Raw genomic sequence first — 16,923 nt, forward strand, 5'->3', positions numbered from 1 at the left:
GTGCTGCGATGAGTATCAGAACAAGGGGGGGAATTTCACTAAACATCGAGACGCGACAATCTATACATGCTGAAAATACCCATGCCGAGGAAGGCAACGCCGACCAGCGCAAGGATACGTCCGCGCGCATCTATGAAAAGTGGCTGAAGGTATTCGCCGTTCACCATCCAGATGATGAGGCCAATAGCGAAGGGAAGGGAGGATAGGACTGCGGCACTGACCCTGACTTCTGCTGATAAAGCAGCAGCCTTCTTGCGCAGCTTACGGCGCTCTCGCAACATATTGGCAAGGTTTTCCAGTGTCTCGACCAGATTGCCACCGGTTTCGACCTGAAGCCCAACAGCAATAACAATGAACCTTGCTTCCTGGGAGCCGATGCGATCAGCAATACCGCCAAGCGCCTCGTTCAATCCTATTCCCAGACGCATTTCTTCACAGCAAAAGCTAAACTCTTCCTCGGCAATGCCCTTGGCATGATTGGCCACCACCCGCAGGGCAACCGGTGCCGGCTGCCCGGACCGAAGCCCGCGGGCAAACACATCAAGGCAATCAGGCAATGCTTCGTTAAACGCTTTAATCCTGCGTGAGCGCAGATGACCGAGCCAGACAGTGAAAGACAGGTAGCTGGACAGCCCGGAAATGAGCAGAGCCAAGGGCAGGGGCGCCAGTTTAAGAATCTGGAATGCCGCGACCATCACGATGGCCATAATCACCATCACCGCTATGGCGCTTCTGGGTTTCATCTCCAACCCGGCCTCTCGCAGACGGGTATCAAGCAGGCGCGCGAAGCGGCTGTTGTCGACCTTGCCAGTCTCGCCTTCATCCTCAATTTCAAGGCGCCGTGTCGCCCGATCAGAGAATTGAAGTGGATGGTTCTTGGTAAACTTGACCAACCTTTGAAGGCGTGTCTGACGCGCACGGTCGAGTGTAATGGCGAAGACCAATCCGGTGGTCGCAAAGACACCGAATATGAGGAGGAAGAAAGCAAATATCTGCAGCATCCTAAATCTCCAATGTACGGCGCAATGTGCTTTCCAGACCCATTTCTGCCGCCCGCGTCGTGAAATAGGGGGTGCTGCCTGTTGCTTGGAACTCTCCAATGATGGTCTCGCCCGTGCGGGTCAGATCGGGGGTGAAGCAAAACAGTTCCTGCATGCTGAGCGTGTTGCCCTCAGCGCCCACGATTTCGCAGATTGAGGTGATCCTACGTACCCCATCTCGCATGCGCGATATTTGAACCACCAGGTCAATCGCGGAGCTTATCTGCTGGCGAACGAATTCACTTGGAAGGGCGGTCCCTGACATGGCGATCATGCTTTCTAGGCGTGTCAGCGCCTCGCGGGGGGAATTGGCATGAAGGGTGCTCATCGAGCCGTCGTGGCCGGTGTTCATTGCCTGCAAGAGGTCCAGCGCCTCCTCGCTGCGCACTTCGCCGATGATGATCCTGTCGGGGCGCATCCGAAGCGTATTGCGGAACAGATGACGCATGGTGATCTCGCCAAGTCCCTCAATCGAGGGTGGCCGCGTTTCCAGAGATACGACATGCGGCTGTTGAAGCCGCAGCTCTGCAGCATCTTCGATTGTCACAATGCGCTCGGCCTCTGAAATCTCGCCTGATATCGCATTCAGCAGGGTGGTTTTACCGGACCCTGTTCCTCCCGAAATAAGGATGTTCAATCGCATCTTTGCCGCAAGACGCAAAAACTCTGCCATGGGTGAGGATAGGCTGTCGCGCGCCACAAGATCTGCCAGCTGCAGCTCGCCCTTGGGGAACTTCCGGATTGTTAGCGTCGGTCCCTTCAGAGCAAGCGGAGGGATCGTCACATTGATACGGCTACCATCTGGCAGGCGGGCATCAACCAGGGGGGTGGTTTCATCAACACGACGGCCAGCCAGCGATACGATCCGTGTTGCAATATTGAGGACATGTTGATTGTCCCGGAAGGTGACGCCTGTAAGTTCTAGCTGCCCGTTCCGCTCAATGTAGACTTGCTTGGACCCATTCACCATGATGTCGGATATTGTGTCGTCAGCCAGCAGCCGCTCGAGGGGGCCAAAGCCCATCATATCGTCGAGGACATACTCAACCAGCTGAGTGCTTTCGGCCCCGTTAAGTTCTAATTTCTGTTTTCTGCTGACGCTGCGAACAGCCCGGGCGATGGTCTCGCGCTGCAGATCATCCGGTCCTGAGGCGAGCTCGGTAAGGTCGAGAAGCGCCATAATTTCCGGCATGACGCGCTGACTGAGGCTGTTGAGGTGGCGATCAAACCCGGCAAGAGAGGCGCTCCGGGCAGGGTGTGCTGACGTGTCCGGCAGGGCCCCTGGTTCTGGTTCAGACAGAGCGCTGGCCTTCTCACTAAGAGATCGAACCAGCTCGCGTTGCTCATCAATAGGTATTTCCTGGCCCGTCTGCGCCTCATACCAATCTATGGCCCGGCTTACGACGTGAGGCCCAGGCTCCGCGCCACTTGAAATGAGCGCATTGATTTTCTGAAGCAACTCTGCCGGTATTGAGGGGGTCTTTTGATCAGGGAAGCTTTCCGTTAGCGTCATTTGTTATGCCTCTTCCCCCCAAAGAGGCCCTTCCGTTTTGACTGTGAGCCCAGATTTACAGGCTCTTCGAGATCGTTCATCAGGCGCGTGATGGCCCGGCTATAGGGCCCTTTTTTTGAGATCCTCCTCACGGGCTGACCTTTCAGCGAGGCGCGGGCCAAGTCGGATGCGCTTTCAGGCAGCTCATGCAGGTCACTGATGTTCAGCGCCTGTTTGACCTCTGCTGGCGTGAGCCCTGCACCTCGGCGTCGCTTGGACATCAGGTAAGAAAAGCGCGGTGGGTTCGAGCTTTTACTGACCCTTTCAACCAGGCGGCTGCAGTTTCGGACTGAGGAGAAACCTGGTCCGAAAATGAAGATGATATCATCCAACTCCTCTGCCAGCTCTGGCTGTGCCGCCAATAGGCTTCGCGGCAAGTCTACAACTGTTAAAGGGAAGCTCTGGCGGCAACGACGTAGAAGGGATGGTAGATTTGCCTCCATCTCGGAGGTGCTGGAGGGATCATTTACGCTGGCGGAGTAAAGATAGAGCCCGTCCAAGGGCGTTGCCATTGTCGAGGTAAGAAAGGTGTCATCAACCCGCTCTGGCACCAACAGGGCGTCTAAAAGCCCCATTGTCAGATCAGTATCGAGGTCAGCTGCAATCGAGCCGAATTCGAGGTCTGCATCAAGCAGAGCAACGCGGTTTTGCAGATCACCTTTGGCTTTTGTGCTCCCCGCTGCATCAAGGTATGCCACAGCGAGGTTCTCGGCGATGGCGCTGGCGCCCAAGCCCCCGGAGACCCCGCAGACAGCAATACAGCGAGACTGTGCCTTGGTGCGTGTGTCTGGTGCGACCGAGCCCAGCAGCTTCGATATCTGCAGCTGACGATCACCCAGTGGAAGCGGAAGGTATTCCTGAGCCCCGGCATCAAGAACATCCTGATATGTCGGAATATCATTCACGTGACCGACGGCGATCACCCGTGATCCGGCCTCCTTCAGTTCCTTGATCCGGTCCATAGCTGGCCCGAGCGCAGCCCCCAACTCGACGATAAGGATATCGCCGAGAGGGGCTGTGCCAATGAGGCGGGCGGCCGTGGCCGCGGTGCCCGGGTGGATCGTAAGACTTGCGGTTTCGCCAATCTGGGCCACAAGCTTCTCGGCTGCGTCTCGCGCATCTTCGGATTCAACGAAGGCTTCGATCTGGGTTCGCTTAAACCGTGCGTTAAGTTTTACTTTGCCCTGAAACACGTCAATCCCCTCAAAACAAAACGGTCAACGCGCTGCCGTGCGTGCTGTAGGTGCTGGTGATAAGATGTCCGCAGGGCGGTGGATCATATGCGCGAGATTGATGGCATTGGCGCATCCTAGGTCTTCAACGCCCGGCTGACATGTGACCCTGATCCCCTCGGCGCGTGCGACCCTGATCAGCCCTATTTGATGTCTTTCCAATGGGCGCTTGGCAAAGCTTTCCTGCATTGAGAGCTTAATGCGTGACGGAACCAGAGACAGGGCCGCGGTTACATTCTGGACACGGGCAGCGTCGGTATTGTTATCGCCACTGGTCGGGATTGTGATGATCAACACATCCTCACTGCGCAGCGCTCTTGCCTGCAGGAAGCTGTTGAGCTTGCCGCGCTCATGACTTGTCAGATTGGCTGCACCATGACCGAAATGGAATTGATGCTGCGCCTCGACATAGGGGGCGTTTAGACGGTCGAGAACCGAGACACTGGGCTCAGGCGCCGAACAGGCTGCTGCAAGGGATAGGGAAGCCAGGGCAGCCATCAAAGATATTCTGGAGATACTCATTGCAGAAGTAGCCCCGCTTTACCGTTGATGCTCTTGATGGAAATTGCATTGCCGTCTTCCACAGGCACGCCCACCGAAAGCTCTCCTGTCAGAGCGCGCTGCAATGTGCCGGCCGGTCTAAACCCATCGACGGGTGTCTTGAACTTCTTTGGGTCGCCTGGTTCGACCAGATAGGGGGTCACAATGATCACCAGCTCACTCTCGCCGCTCTGATAGCTAGTAGAACGGAATAGGGCGCCCAGAAGGGGAACCTGACCGAGGCCGGGGACCTCATCAATGGACTGCTGCGATGTGGCTTTGAACAGACCAGCAATTGCAAAGCTTTGGCCGCTGCCAACCTCGATTGTCGTCGCTGCGCTGCGCTCCAGGATCAGGGGGAGCCCTTGGGTATTGGAGGTGCTGCCATTTGAGAAATCCAATTCACGGACCGTGGTGTCGACCTCAAGCTTAATCTTGTTCGATTGAAGTACCTCGGGCTGGAATTCCAACTCCACGCCATAGGGTTCAAAAACGACCTCTACTCGGTCATCCGAAGCCGCGGTTTGATAGGGGAAGCGGCCCCCGGCCAGGAACTTGGCCCTATCGCCTGATCGCGCCGTAAGATTTGGCTCTGATAGGATGGTCACCAAACCCTCTTGTTGGAGCGCTTCGAGGCTGACGCCCTGCAATTGGGAACCGACAGTGAAGTCGGTGTTTAGGGCAAAGCCACCGGGCGCACCGACCCCGCCATTCAATCCATTCCCCAGGGCAGTCCAGCTTGTCCCAAGATCCTCGGTGACCGTTCTTGAAACCTCGGCAATCTTCACCTGCAAGTTCACCTGTGCGGGATTATCGAGCGTCAGGCTGTTGATAATGGGTACCTCCTGACCAGAAAGGGCCCGGACGACAGTCTCAATCTGCGTGGCATCTCCAAGGGAAGGTACACGCCCGGTCAAAACCACGGCACCTTCGGTTTCCCGCACCTGGTAATTGCCAGCGGATACGGCGGAATGTGCGGCCGAATTTAACGCCCCAACATTCAAAGCAACCTTCACGACGCTCGAAAGGGTGACGTTATCAAGCTCATCGAGCGCAAAGAGCGTCGTGTTTCCAGGGCTTTTTCCGTAGATATAAACAAGGTTTGCAGATTTGACCTCGATATCTGCAATTTCCGGATTTGCCAAAAAGACAGTTTCGGAAGGCTGGTCGAGACGGATCAACTTCCCCTCGCCGGGGAAAAGACTAACCGGTTTCCCGGTGGCTTCAATCACGGTTTGTGCAGGGCTTATGTCAGGGATGAGCATGACGGAGCCAGCCGCGATTAATGCGATGGCCCTGGTAATATTTGGCAGCATGGATGAAAATCCTGAGGTCTAAATCTAGCGGGAGATGGGCAGATCATTTCCCGTTTGAGCTTCTTGTTTAAGTGGCGATTGCGCCTGATCCTCCGCAGCAAAAGCGGTCTGTTTTTGACCGCCCTGTCCCCGGAATACTGTGATGCGTTTTTTGGGCGGCGGCGTGTAGCTATCCACGGTTTCCCCCGAAATCCGTGTTGAGAGCATGGGGTCATCGCGCACGATGATTGGCTGGCCGCCATCACCTGCGGAAGACAGCACAAATATCAGCTCTCCTGTTTGCTCTGCGAGCGCCAGTACCTTCGTACCTTCAGGGTGCAACTCCAGCGTCATCATGCGCCCGTCATTGCTTCGATTGCCCATCTCATTGAGCGCCAGCACCCGTACATTCTCAAGGATGCTTCGCACAGCGCGCACATCCCCCTGGGAGTTGTAGGACACCATCACGTCGATCCGGTCATTTGGCTCTATTAGGCCGCCAATTGAGGTTTGCCGGCTGAGTGGCACTGAGATCGCCCGCATGCCGGCTCCCAGATCCCCGGTGAACCTGCTGATCTTTTCTGGCTGCGCTACCGGTTTTTCGGGCGGCTCGGGAATAATAAGATCGCTCGCCATGATTGGCGATCCCACTTGAATTTCCTTTTCTGCCCGAAGACCTGATAGACGTTTTCGATTGATTTCAGAATCGAGAATAAAATCCGGAGTAATCAAATTGGCAGGTATATTGATCACTTCAATAAAACCGATCGATAAATCAGTGTCTTTCAATATGAGTTCAGAAGCCCCCAGAACAGCAATGCTGGGCATCTCATTTACAACGGCAACCTCCCCCGGGGAGGGGGAGGCCGGCTGGCTCTCAGGGCGAATGCTGATCCAAGTGACGGCTACGGCAAGGACCGCAGACGTCGATAGGACAAGCAATACGCGCTTCGGCATATCATTGAAAATACTCAATTTTTAAATTCCTGAAATGTCAAGGATCTGGTCATTCAGGAATGGTGACGGCAGTCTTAATAACTTCGAAAGTAGCGACGAGTTCATCACCCAGTAGCCCTACCACCGTAACGATACCTGCCGCGATAAGAGCCGCAAATAGACCGTATTCAATTGCCGTGGCGCCGTCTTCGTCGCGTGCGAAAGTTTTGATGAATTTGATAATCATGGAGAGCAATAACCTCGTTGTTCAGCCTCAATACACAGCGCTTTTCGCGCTGCCGATGAGCGGCAGGCCGCTTGATTAACTCAAGGCACAACTTATGAGGTAGCGCAATAAGGGATAAGCCTAAAGGGGTAATAAAGTATGGTTTTTTACTGTATGGGGCAATAATAAGACGCAGAAATATACTTAATAGTCTGATACTATATACTTAAGAATGGTATGTATACTAAAGATAATTGGTTTTGTTTTGAGTTAGAATTACATTCATTTGCCCATGTGGAATTAACCGCCTTGCTGTGAGTAGGTCCTTTTGCGTCGGCACAGGTCAAGCACCGGGGCAGGGGCCGCAAGATGAGCAATAAAATGGCAGTGCCACAAGGGATCAGCCCGGTTATATGCGGGGTTTGGCGCTTAGGGGCGACCATACAGGCGATCGCCTGTTGCATTGAGCGCTGCCACCCCTTTCTCGGGGCGGCTTACGAGAAGTGACGTCACGGACAGGGTGGCTTCTCGATTAGACGTTTCGCGCGTTCTGGGCAGCCGTCAAGCTATGGCAAAAGGATCATCCAGAACGCCGACCAGGGGCATTAAGAAGTCGCCGTTGGTGGCATCGAGGGCGCTTGCATAGAAACTGTCTGCAGCGTTGATGGCCGCATCTACTCCTGCTTGCGACCCGTTATAGCGGCTCATGACGTCGATCGCATTGTCGACGTCTGACATACCTTTGATAACAGCAAAATACGCGCCCACGTCTGTCTTTGTCTCGAGGTATTGTTGGTCGAGTGCAGATTGGGGGCTGGGGTTGCTTGGGTGCTTGGCGCCATTCAGGATCGCGAGAATGAAGATGCCCGCCGTAATGTCAGGGTTGTCCTGCAGCTCATTCACCCAGTAGTCGAACCCGCTTTGATCTGCTGCGCGCCCCAGTACATTGGTGTAAACGGCGGCAACAAAGGCAGGTACATCTGTCAGGGTGCCATCCGCGTCTAAGGCCGTCTCATATGTGCTACGTGTCTCAGATTGCACGAAGAAGCTTTCTGCCATTTCGGGCAGGGTGTAGCCTTTGGAGAACTCGGTGCCCCAATAGTTCAAGCCCATCGCGTCAGGGGCGCGGTTGAAGTAGGCGATGTAGAGTTCCACCACATTCAGCATGTCTGCCTCAGCGAGCCCCGCCGCGCCTCCGAAGAGTGACAAGTCAAACTCATCGCCTTTAATGCCGGTATCGAAGCTCAGAAACTCAATGTCGGCCAATGTGTCTGTGCCATTCTGGTCGGGGCGTCGATCGGTGAGGGTGGTGCGCTGCGCGCTGAGCGTCAGCGTGTAGCTGTTTTGGTGGCCAGAGTAGCTGACCGTATCAATGCCACCGCCGCCATTTACGATCTGGTTTCCGTAACCTGCGATGACCAGGTCAACGCCGCTTGTGCCGATGTAGTGTTCAATCACGGTCCCGGGCTGGATTTGCAGGCGGGGCAGGGGTGAGACGGGGGTGATGGGGTCTGACCAGGTCTGTTGGTTCCAATCATAGATTTCGATTGCTTGTTCGGTGTCGAGAAATAGACCTTTGCGGAAATCGAATATCGCCGGACCGGTTTGGTTCAAGCCGCTTGCGTCAACGGTATCCGTGCCGCCGGTATCGACCAAGGTGGTGGGCGTAAGGATCGACATGTTCCAGTGTGTGCCCTCCTTGCTCATGCCTCCATGCTCATTGACAGCGAAGACATTGTCGGCGGACGTTATCCGCGTGCCGTAGATGTTTTGCAGGGCGGCAATATCGAGCGCTTGGAGCCCTGTCACAAAACCTCTTTGTGTGGAGCCGCTGTCGAACAGGACGCTGTTATAGGACAGGGCGGTCATGAGCCGCATGTCGTGCATGCTTTCGGAAAAGGCGGGCATCTGGCCTTCCCAGGTGTGGCTCAGGCCAACCGCATGGCCGATCTCATGGGCGAGAATGTAATGAAAGTTCTCGGGCTCTGCTTGAAGGCGCGCGTCGACATTGAGGAATACGCCTTGGTCTCCGCGGAAGGGATAGCTCGCATAGCCTCCCATCTCCATGTTGTGAAAGCCAAAGCCCATCTGTCCATCATTGCTCCCCACTTCTTCAAACGTCAGGTTCGTGAAGCTTTCGATGTAGCCCAAGTAGAACCTGACAGCCTGTTGCTCAGCTGGTGAGAACGTCTCAAAGACAAAAGGCGCGTCCTCAAGGTAGCTCTCTGATTGACGGCCATCTGCATGTGTGAGGAAGCTGTAGGTGACGGTCGTTTCGTGATACCTGTAGCCACTGTCCAGAGCGGACCAGTTCTCGTTGAGAAAGATGGATTTCTCCGTGTCAGACAGCTGAAAATATGACGTCATTTTGCTTCCAAAAAATGGGCGAGAAAGAGGGGGCGGGTGTGTGCAGGCATTTTGTCAGATCCCGCAGGGCCCGCGAACTAGAAAGCCTCTCCTAGAGATGGCTCGCGGCATAAGTGTGGCTTTATGAGCGCTTGGTCTTAAGAGAGTCTTGTCGCACGTGAGGCCTAGCGCGCTCTTATCTAAATACCGCCTGTCCGTCGTCATATAAAGTGGGACATCAGAGCGGCTTGAACATTGGAGGCTCTGGTTCGGTTGTGTGATTGATTATGCTGCTTGTTTTTGATGTTGCAAGCGGCGCTGTCGGATCGTCAGGTTCTTGATCTTCTTCCTTTCTCTCAGAATGGCTTTGTCCCGGCCAAAGTAGACGTCAGCGGGTGAACGGCATCGGACCTGGGCCAACCTTGCAAGGTCAACATCAGTCTGAAGAAGTCTTTGCACAGGAGCGCCGGAATACGGTGTTGAAGCGGGGTGTGAACCTTGCGGATATTACTGCAGCCCTTGGCTACTTTATCGATGCGCCTGCGGTCACAGGACAACTGCTTTGCACCGATGGTAGCGAGCATCTGCAGTGGCAAAATGCCAGTCAGAACAACTGACTGCGGGACGTACTGCAACTTAGCAAGCCCGATGATCTGAAGTGTGGCGCCGTGAGCGCCAATGGCGTGTCCACGCTGTGATAGAGCGCAGCCTACAATGCTTCGTGGTGCGTCCGTAGATGGTGGAATACCGCGTCCTCTGAGCGATATGCCGGACAATACGCCTTTCCTTACCAAGGCAACTTCAAAAAAATTCTGAAACTTTTGAAACTTATTAACGCAAGCTACCGTGTCTCCAATATTCTGCCTACAGGCCGAATTCTGACAACAATTACAGTAAGTAATGTCTCGTGCGCGAAAACGCCCAACAAGGATTGCCCGATGAAAATCAATAGTACCTCCCTCTCACGTCTGCAAAATAGCGCTGCAGTTATATTTTTGATTAGCAGCTCATCAATGGCATTTGCCGATGGGGCAGCACCTTGCAATACCGGGACAGGGACGAACTCTGCAGAATGCGGCGTGAACACGACAGCTGATGGTAATTTTTCTGTCGCTATTGGTGATGGGGCGAACACCGCCGCAGACTCCGTTGACGGTGTTGCAATTGGCTCCGAGGCAACGACCACAGGCCCATCGACGACGGCCATCGGCGGTGAAACCGTGGCCACCGGCCCCGGCACAACGGCAATCGGCTGGCAATCTGCCGCCACCGCAGAGCGTGCGCAGGCCTTTGGTCACCTCGCCACGGCTCAGGGTGTGCGGTCATTGGCCATTGGTGAAAACGCCGATGCACAGACGGACAATGCAACGGCTATTGGTAACGAAGCAATTGCAACAGGTATTGATGCGATTGCATTGGGCGATACCGCTGCTGCAACAGGCCCCTCCACGACAGCTATTGGCGGCGAAAGCGTTGCCACGGGCGCCGGCACAACGGCAATCGGCTGGCAATCTGCCGCCACCGCAGAGCGCGCGCAGGCCTTTGGCCACCTCGCCACGGCTCAGGGTGTGCGTTCATTGGCCATCGGTGAAAACGCCGATGCACAGTCAGATAATGCAACTGCCATTGGCAACGAAGCGATTGCGACAGGTATCGACGCGATTGCGTTGGGCGACACCGCCGCTGCGACAGGTCCCTCCACAACAGCTATTGGCGGCGAAAGTGTTGCCACAGGTGCCGGCACAACTGCAATCGGCTGGCAGGCAATGGCCACCGCAGAACGTGCTCAAGCCTTTGGTCACCTTGCACAAGCAACTGGCGTACGCTCAACTGCTGTTGGGGAAGGTGCTGTAGCGTCAGGTGCACAATCGCTGTCCTTTGGTAACCTCTCCTCGGCTCAGGGTACCAACTCGGCTGCCATTGGTAATGGTGCCGTGGCAACACGCGACAACCAGTTCACACTCGGTAATGCCAATAACACTTACACTGCGTCTGGTATTGCTACGCAGGCAAGTCGTGATGCACAAAGCGGTCCGGTCGCGCTGGTAACATCCGACTCTTCGGGCAATCTCGCAACGTCGGATGTGAACTTGGGCCAGGTTTTGTCCCTTGGTTCAGCAGTGCAGAACAACTCGGCTGCGATTGCCAACAACAAGTCCGGTATCGCGATGGCAATGGCCTTGAAGGCACCCTATGTTCCTGAAAACAAGCAATTTGCAGTGTCCACAGGATTGGGCAGCTTTGAGGGATCACAAGCGATGGCCGTTTCGATGGGTTACCGGTTCAACAACAACACTCAGTTCGATGCGGGTGTCACCTACGGGTTTGATAACGATCAAGTCGGTGGTCGTGTTGGTGTAACCTACGCGTGGTAAGTCTGACCAATTTCTTCAACGTCACAGCACCGCGAACATTGTTTGCGGTGCTTCTATGTTTTGGGCTGGTGGCGGGATCGGCAACTGCACAGGAAGACACAAGCGTTGAGCGCAGTTTTGCTGTTGCATTGATCCGTGACGTCATGATCGCAATCAATCACGGCAACTGGACAGGAAACTATACAGTCCTGCGTGATTATGCGTCACGCGACTTCTCGGAGGCGAACGATCCAACACGATTGGCCGGTTTATTTGCCCCTGTCCGTGAAGCAGGTGTGGATATGCTGCCCGTGCTGGTCGAGGAGCCTGAGATACTCAATTCGCAAGTCGCTGCTGGAGGCGAACAAATTCGTCTTACCGGCTACTTTCCTGTGCTTCCCGAGCACATCAGTTTTGACCTAGTTTTCATCAACGAAAAAGCACGGTGGGTCTTGCTGGACGTTTCTGTCGGCAAATTCGATGCTATTGAGGAAGCCGAAAAACCGCTCGTGGAATCGGATTGAGCATCCAGCAATTTATAGCAGGCTGCTACAGAAGGCAGCTGTTCCGTCGCTACGGTTTGAAAGCGGTTCTTTGCGGCTTCGGACGCCGGGTCAAATTTGGCCCCTTTCGTTAGGCAACAAGACGTTTCCGTGGCCTGTTTTACAGGCCGCCATGACCGCCGGGAATTGTCGCGGACCCTGTCGAGGCCGCCAAACGCAGTTTGAACCATGTGGTCCCACGGACTTGGCCCAGCCGAAGGGTTCTTCAATCTTCTGACGATGCTGCTGGTACAGATCAGACGTGCCGACGCGATGGAAGGCGGTCGATGTTGAGCGCGTCGATAACGGTATCGAGGGGCGCCAACGCGCCACTAACGAACCGTTTGAAAGCCGCGTAGTATCCACGAACACCCAGGATGCAGTCTTTGGGCGGGGCTGACGGGCTTGGTCGCTTCGCTTGACACAAAAGGACCGCATACCTAGCAGTAGAGTAAAGTTGATACACTTATAACGAGATAAAGCGTAAAGCCCATTTTTTGGCCGGTCATTTGATCGGGCGAGATAGGAAGGTAATTGCGCGCAGGCAATAGGCAGCTGAATAATGAGTATATTTGGGTTCAAGAGCGCTGTGCAGCGTGGTGTTACGGCGTTGCCGTTGGCATTGGTGTTGATGGTGCCCCGCCCGGCATTCGCGGAGACTTTGGCGGATGCTTTGATTGGGGCGTATGAGCATTCCGGGCTGTTGGAGCAAAATCGGGCCTTGCTGCGGGCAGCAGATGAAGATGTGGCCAGCGCCCAGGCGATGCTAAAACCTGTACTGCGTTGGGCGGGTGGTTTGACACAGAATTTTGGCTCTCTACGGAGCTCCGGTATTCAGGCTGTGCAGTCAACTGAAAGCCTCACCGCATCAATAAATCTGATCGCAGAGCTGTTGATTTATGACTTCGGTGCCAGCCAGTATCGGGTCGAGACTGCCAAGGAAACGGTGCTGGCAACCCGGCAGACATTGCTCGACATCGAACAGCGCGTACTCTTGCGGGCTGTGGCAGCCTATATGGGGGTTGTTGAAGCCTCTGATGTTGTGGCGCTGCGCAACAATAACTTAGGGTTTCTCGTAGAAGAGCTGCGCGCGACGCGCGACCGCCTTGAAGTTGGGGAAGTGACAAATACTGATGTAGCGCTTGCCCAAGCGCAGCTGGCAGAGGCCCGCAGTGAGTTGGCCGGTGCGGAAGGGGAGTTGCTGCGCGCGGTGGAAGAATACCGTACGGCCATCGGCCGCAAACCCGTCAACCTTAGCCCGCCACCGCGCCTGCCTGACGTCGGAGGAAGCTTAGAGGCGGCTAAGGCCCTTGCCGTGCGCCAACACCCTTCGGTTTTGGCCGCGCAACACCAAGTTAGCGCCTCTCGTTTGGCAGTAAGTGCCAACGAAGCGGCGATGGCGCCCAAAGTGACGCTTCAGGGCAATTATGGCCTGACCGAGACGTTCAACGACAAAAGTTATACCCGCAGTGGAAGTGTGGGGGTGGAAGCCAACCAAACGATCTATCAAGGGGGGGCGCTGTCTTCTGCTGTGCGGCGGGCGATGGCGCAGCATGATAGCCAGCGGGCCAATCTGCATGTTGTGAGCAACAACGTCGTGCAGGATGTTGGCAATGCCTATGCTGGGCTGACCTCTGCACGGGCGCAGTTGGAGGCTTCAGAGCGACAAATTCAAGCAGCACGCACGGCCTTTGAGGGGGTGCGCGAAGAAGCAAAGCTGGGCGCACGCACCACGCTTGACGTTCTCAACGCCGAGCAGGCGCTCCTGGATGCGGAATCAACGCGTGTGGCGGCGCGTGCCAACCTCTATGTTGCAGCCTATTTTGTGCTGTCGGCCACGGGGCGTCTAACAGCGAAAGATTTGGGATTGCCGGTACAGCTCTATGATGCGGCGGCCTATTACAATCTGGTCAAAGACAGCCCCGCAAAATATTCTAAGCAAGGCCAGGCGCTTGATCGCGTGCTACGCAGTCTCCAGAAAAACTGAACGCGCGCGCGGCACCGCTGGTCTATGGTATCTTCGGTTGTATCCGGGGCAATGTTGCGGCGAAGGCCGTCCACAGTCGAATTCTTTGGGGCTCATTGGATACTTGATGAGCGCTTGTCTGAGTGCAAAGCGGTGCGGGATTATTAGCTCTTCGTACAAGAAGAGCTTTGATTTTTTTCGGAAGCGCCGTGGTTTTCCGCCAGCGCTTTGCAGTCCGGGGCAGCCGTCAAGAGATTGGCGGTTGTTTCTTTTTTGCTCGAAGGTCTCGCCGCGGCACATTACGCCGTGATGTTGATTAGAAGCTAAGAGCCTTCTCTGCCTCGCGGTGTTCAAAGGCGTCTGCGAGAGTTTTTAGGTCTTCTCCGCCAATACCGAATTGCCGCATGAGAGGTCTCCACCGATTGGCGATCAGTGAGGCCATCTCGCGCGCCCGCCTGCGCGCCTCGTTCTGCGATAGATCGAAGAACTCCGCAGCGGCTACCGCAAGATCGAGTGACGCCTCAAATGGCTCTCCTTCTATGATCGCCGTCTTGAGATAGCGATGGCGTTCTGCCTGTGGGTTCACATCGAAGAGCGGGGAGAGACGCCAAAGACCATCGTCGGCATAAATGAACCCGTGGTTCTTCAGGTGATCGTCCGTGTTGGTGACAAGAACGTTGAATGTCATTCGCGCCCAAAGCTCATGCAGATCTGCCCGCGCAGCCTTACTGATCATCCGGATCGCCTCGGCGATCTCTGTATAGGAGCCTTGCTCTGATCCTGATCTATCAAGAGCTGTGCGCGCAGAAAAGTAAGGGACACGCCTGCGCGCCCGCCGATCAAAGCGTCGGATCAGGGCCACTGGATGGTTAGATCTTTCCAGCATCAGCCGTGCGTCTGGTGCGCGCAGACCGCATTCCCGCGCCAACTGGAGCGTCGCGACCTCAATGCGCTCCACAGGGCTCTGGTCTCCCGGGGACGAGAACTTAGCGATCCAGAGGACATCGCGGTCCTGCACATTCGCCTTCGGTCGGGCGCCGCCCATCGAGCTGCCGGCGTTTGCGAGTTGGCGCAGACCCTCGCTCGATATCTCGCGGCGCTGCTCGATCTTGGCCGCACTCTCCCGGAGTGCATCAAGCTGCATGAGGTTCGGCACCGGGGCGCGATGTCCACTGATGATCTCGCCGTCTTCTCCGATGAACCGGAGTGCGCCTTGGCGCGTCGCATCATCTGACAGGGTAAGCGTGTCGAATTCACTGAGACCCGCGCCGTGAACGCGCGCCATCAAGAGACGCCCCCATGCATCAGGGGTCGCATCCTGAAGGGCGGAAGGCAGGCTGTCGTGCTGATCGCCTGTGGATGCCAGGGATGCATAGGAGGGCGTCAGCCCGAGCGGCAGCTGAGGTGCGATCGCGAAGGACCGCGCATCGTTGAGCCAACTCTCGAAATATTGAAATTCGGAATGCTGACGGCGCGGCGCCTGCGTGAACCGCAGCTTCCCAACCGGTAAGAGCGCGCTTCCAAGGCAGACATGGGCGACCTTCTGTTCTGCGCGCGGGGCCATCAGAAGCCTACGCCTTCATCGTCATCATCTTCGTCCTCATGGCGGCTACCCGGCGCGCGGGCGCCTCGGCGCTTTACATAGGATACCCCCCTCTGGGGAATCGCGTCGAGGGCGCGGGATAGGCCCACAGCATCCTCTTCTATCCGCAGGATCTTCGCGAGCGCATCGGGCTCGCCGAGCGCCGCAAGCACCGCGGCCAGCTTCCCGATGCCCACGCCAGAATCGCCCCGCTCTAAACGCTGGATCGTCTTCTCCGAAACGTTTGCGCGTTCTGCGAGATCGACCATAGCAAGACGACGTATGAGGCGCGCTTGTTTGAGGTTGCGGCCAAGGTGCGCCAAAGCTCTCTGGGCACGAAGATTAGACATTTATCGTCTCATATGACTTTTAATATATATATACCGGTCATATATGGCTGCTTGCTTTTGGTCAATCATCGCTAACCCGAGCGTGTTTTCTAGTGCGAACAGATCGCACGGTGGATGGCGGCAGAAAATGAGGTCGCGCACGAGGTTTGGGTTCGACAAGCTATTGGCGAAAGAATCTTCGCCGATGCGCATCTATGCACTCTCCCTCAAAAAACGCCACGTTTTGTGGACGCCGAAGATAAGGTTGGCCATCATTTCGCCAACCCAAGTTTCATCTGCACCAAAAATGCAAAGAGCTGGGGTTTCCGGGGCTTCTCGCGATCTTGGTCTATCCGGTCGAGGGTCGCGTCATTTGTGGTCCAAAACTCTGCGCCCCTTCATCCTGGTTAAGCATTGCCCGACTCAACGCTTTGCGCCAAGGGCTGTTTGGGCCAGAAAATATGCGATGGTGTGCTCAGAACGCCCAAACCGACGTTGAAAAAGCTGCGCTGCACGGCGCGCCGTAGCTCTCAGAAAGGGTGGGGGTCGACGGAGACGAAACGTCGTACAGAGCACCCCTTTTTGGCTCTTGTGTCAGGCATTTGTGCCCAGAAGGGCAATGGTTGCGCTTGTCCGTCCTGCAGCCGGTGTAGTCTGCATAGTAGGGTGTCGTGGTGCATTAACTGAAGCCCGTATCGGTCTGTTTCGCCCTATTTCTCTCGTTCTGTTCGGGTTTTGGCGGGAGGATATACTCTGTGCCGCTGCGCTTGGCGGTATCTTCTTGAACTGCCCTGCAATCTGATCTGCGGACCCGGGGGGACGCAGTGGTTGCAAGGGCATGCTTATCAAGGAGGGGGTATGAAATTTGCTATACAGTTTATTATTGCGAAAGAAGTACAGTTAAAGTAATACCCTACTCTATGAGCCCAAGGCTCTGTTCGGTCGTGCCTGTAAGGCAACGTTGGTGGCCGAGGCATTTATCG

13 protein-coding genes and 1 pseudogene are annotated in these 16,923 nt (G+C 55.6%); 4 read left to right on the plus strand and 10 right to left on the minus strand.

The genetic code is table 11. From position 1 onward, the window contains the following. Positions 1 to 38: 38 nt before the first annotated feature. From DSM110093_RS17495 to DSM110093_RS17530, 8 genes are all read right to left on the minus strand, one after another. Positions 39 to 1,100 (minus strand): type II secretion system F family protein, encoded by a 1,062-nt coding sequence (locus DSM110093_RS17495; RefSeq protein ID WP_243267984.1) that lies wholly within the window; start codon positions 1,098 to 1,100, stop codon positions 39 to 41. Further along, positions 1,003 to 2,232 carry a CpaF family protein gene (locus DSM110093_RS17500; RefSeq protein ID WP_243267985.1) on the minus strand — a complete coding sequence of 410 codons (1,230 nt, stop codon included), beginning with the start codon at positions 2,230 to 2,232 and terminating at the stop codon, positions 1,003 to 1,005. Before DSM110093_RS17500 ends, DSM110093_RS17495 begins: the two co-directional genes overlap by 98 nt. A 317-nt stretch (positions 2,233 to 2,549) precedes the next feature. Next, positions 2,550 to 3,785, minus strand: coding sequence for a hypothetical protein (locus tag DSM110093_RS17505; protein ID WP_243267986.1), 1,236 nt, complete (start codon positions 3,783 to 3,785; stop codon positions 2,550 to 2,552). A gap of 24 nt (positions 3,786 to 3,809) precedes the next feature. Further along, on the minus strand, positions 3,810 to 4,322 hold the full coding sequence (locus tag DSM110093_RS17510) for a hypothetical protein (RefSeq protein WP_243267987.1): 513 nt from the start codon (positions 4,320 to 4,322) through the stop codon (positions 3,810 to 3,812). 20 nt (positions 4,323 to 4,342) lie between these two features. After that, the gene (locus tag DSM110093_RS17515) at positions 4,343 to 5,680 is read right to left on the minus strand and encodes a type II and III secretion system protein family protein (protein ID WP_243267988.1); all 1,338 of its coding nucleotides are present in this window, start codon (positions 5,678 to 5,680) and stop codon (positions 4,343 to 4,345) included. Positions 5,681 to 5,704: 24 nt separating this feature from the next. Beyond that, positions 5,705 to 6,634 (minus strand): Flp pilus assembly protein CpaB, encoded by a 930-nt coding sequence (gene cpaB, locus DSM110093_RS17520; RefSeq protein ID WP_243267989.1) that lies wholly within the window; start codon positions 6,632 to 6,634, stop codon positions 5,705 to 5,707. Positions 6,635 to 6,665: 31 nt separating this feature from the next. Beyond that, positions 6,666 to 6,842: a Flp family type IVb pilin gene (locus DSM110093_RS17525; protein ID WP_243267990.1), complete on the minus strand. Its 177-nt coding sequence runs from the start codon at positions 6,840 to 6,842 to the stop codon at positions 6,666 to 6,668. Between the two features lie 540 nt (positions 6,843 to 7,382). After that, positions 7,383 to 9,188 (minus strand): DUF4214 domain-containing protein, encoded by a 1,806-nt coding sequence (locus DSM110093_RS17530; protein WP_243267991.1) that lies wholly within the window; start codon positions 9,186 to 9,188, stop codon positions 7,383 to 7,385. Between the two features lie 371 nt (positions 9,189 to 9,559). On the opposite strand from DSM110093_RS17530, the pseudogene DSM110093_RS17535 reads away from it, so the two are divergent. From DSM110093_RS17535 to DSM110093_RS17550, 4 genes and pseudogenes are all read left to right on the plus strand, one after another. Next, positions 9,560 to 9,784 (plus strand): annotated as a pseudogene (locus DSM110093_RS17535) (short-chain dehydrogenase); the annotation flags it as partial. 462 nt (positions 9,785 to 10,246) lie between these two features. Then, a complete protein-coding gene (locus DSM110093_RS17540) occupies positions 10,247 to 11,542 on the plus strand; it encodes a YadA-like family protein (protein ID WP_243267992.1) in 1,296 nt (431 codons plus the stop codon). After that, positions 11,536 to 12,045, plus strand: coding sequence for a hypothetical protein (locus DSM110093_RS17545; protein ID WP_243267993.1), 510 nt, complete (start codon positions 11,536 to 11,538; stop codon positions 12,043 to 12,045). The genes DSM110093_RS17540 and DSM110093_RS17545 overlap by 7 nt, the downstream gene beginning before the upstream one ends. A 580-nt stretch (positions 12,046 to 12,625) precedes the next feature. Continuing rightward, complete coding sequence (locus DSM110093_RS17550) at positions 12,626 to 14,050, plus strand: TolC family outer membrane protein (protein ID WP_243267994.1); 1,425 nt, start codon at positions 12,626 to 12,628, stop codon at positions 14,048 to 14,050. A 295-nt stretch (positions 14,051 to 14,345) separates the two neighbouring features. Here the strand turns inward: DSM110093_RS17550 and DSM110093_RS17555 are convergent, their stop codons facing one another. Both DSM110093_RS17555 and DSM110093_RS17560 read right to left on the minus strand, forming a co-directional pair. Continuing rightward, positions 14,346 to 15,593, minus strand: a complete 1,248-nt coding sequence (locus DSM110093_RS17555; RefSeq protein ID WP_243267995.1) for a HipA domain-containing protein — start codon at positions 15,591 to 15,593, stop codon at positions 14,346 to 14,348. Continuing rightward, on the minus strand, positions 15,593 to 15,961 hold the full coding sequence (locus DSM110093_RS17560) for a helix-turn-helix transcriptional regulator (RefSeq protein WP_243267749.1): 369 nt from the start codon (positions 15,959 to 15,961) through the stop codon (positions 15,593 to 15,595). Before DSM110093_RS17560 ends, DSM110093_RS17555 begins: the two co-directional genes overlap by 1 nt. Between the last annotated feature and the right edge of the window lie 962 nt (positions 15,962 to 16,923).

The organism is Sulfitobacter sp. DSM 110093, assembly GCF_022788715.1.
In the GTDB taxonomy this organism is placed as follows: Bacteria; Pseudomonadota; Alphaproteobacteria; order Rhodobacterales; family Rhodobacteraceae; genus Sulfitobacter.

What these genes read in the sequence shown, in the direction of transcription:
- DSM110093_RS17530 (WP_243267991.1), bottom strand. Translation starts at nt 9,188, where the DNA reads ATGACGTCATATTTTCAGCTGTCTGACACGGAGAAATCCATCTTTCTC.
- DSM110093_RS17550 (WP_243267994.1), top strand. Translation starts at nt 12,626, where the DNA reads ATGAGTATATTTGGGTTCAAGAGCGCTGTGCAGCGTGGTGTTACGGCG.
- DSM110093_RS17525 (WP_243267990.1), bottom strand. Translation starts at nt 6,842, where the DNA reads ATGATTATCAAATTCATCAAAACTTTCGCACGCGACGAAGACGGCGCC.
- DSM110093_RS17555 (WP_243267995.1), bottom strand. Translation starts at nt 15,593, where the DNA reads ATGGCCCCGCGCGCAGAACAGAAGGTCGCCCATGTCTGCCTTGGAAGC.
- DSM110093_RS17510 (WP_243267987.1), bottom strand. Translation starts at nt 4,322, where the DNA reads ATGGCTGCCCTGGCTTCCCTATCCCTTGCAGCAGCCTGTTCGGCGCCT.
- DSM110093_RS17560 (WP_243267749.1), bottom strand. Translation starts at nt 15,961, where the DNA reads ATGTCTAATCTTCGTGCCCAGAGAGCTTTGGCGCACCTTGGCCGCAAC.
- DSM110093_RS17515 (WP_243267988.1), bottom strand. Translation starts at nt 5,680, where the DNA reads ATGCTGCCAAATATTACCAGGGCCATCGCATTAATCGCGGCTGGCTCC.
- DSM110093_RS17500 (WP_243267985.1), bottom strand. Translation starts at nt 2,232, where the DNA reads ATGCCGGAAATTATGGCGCTTCTCGACCTTACCGAGCTCGCCTCAGGA.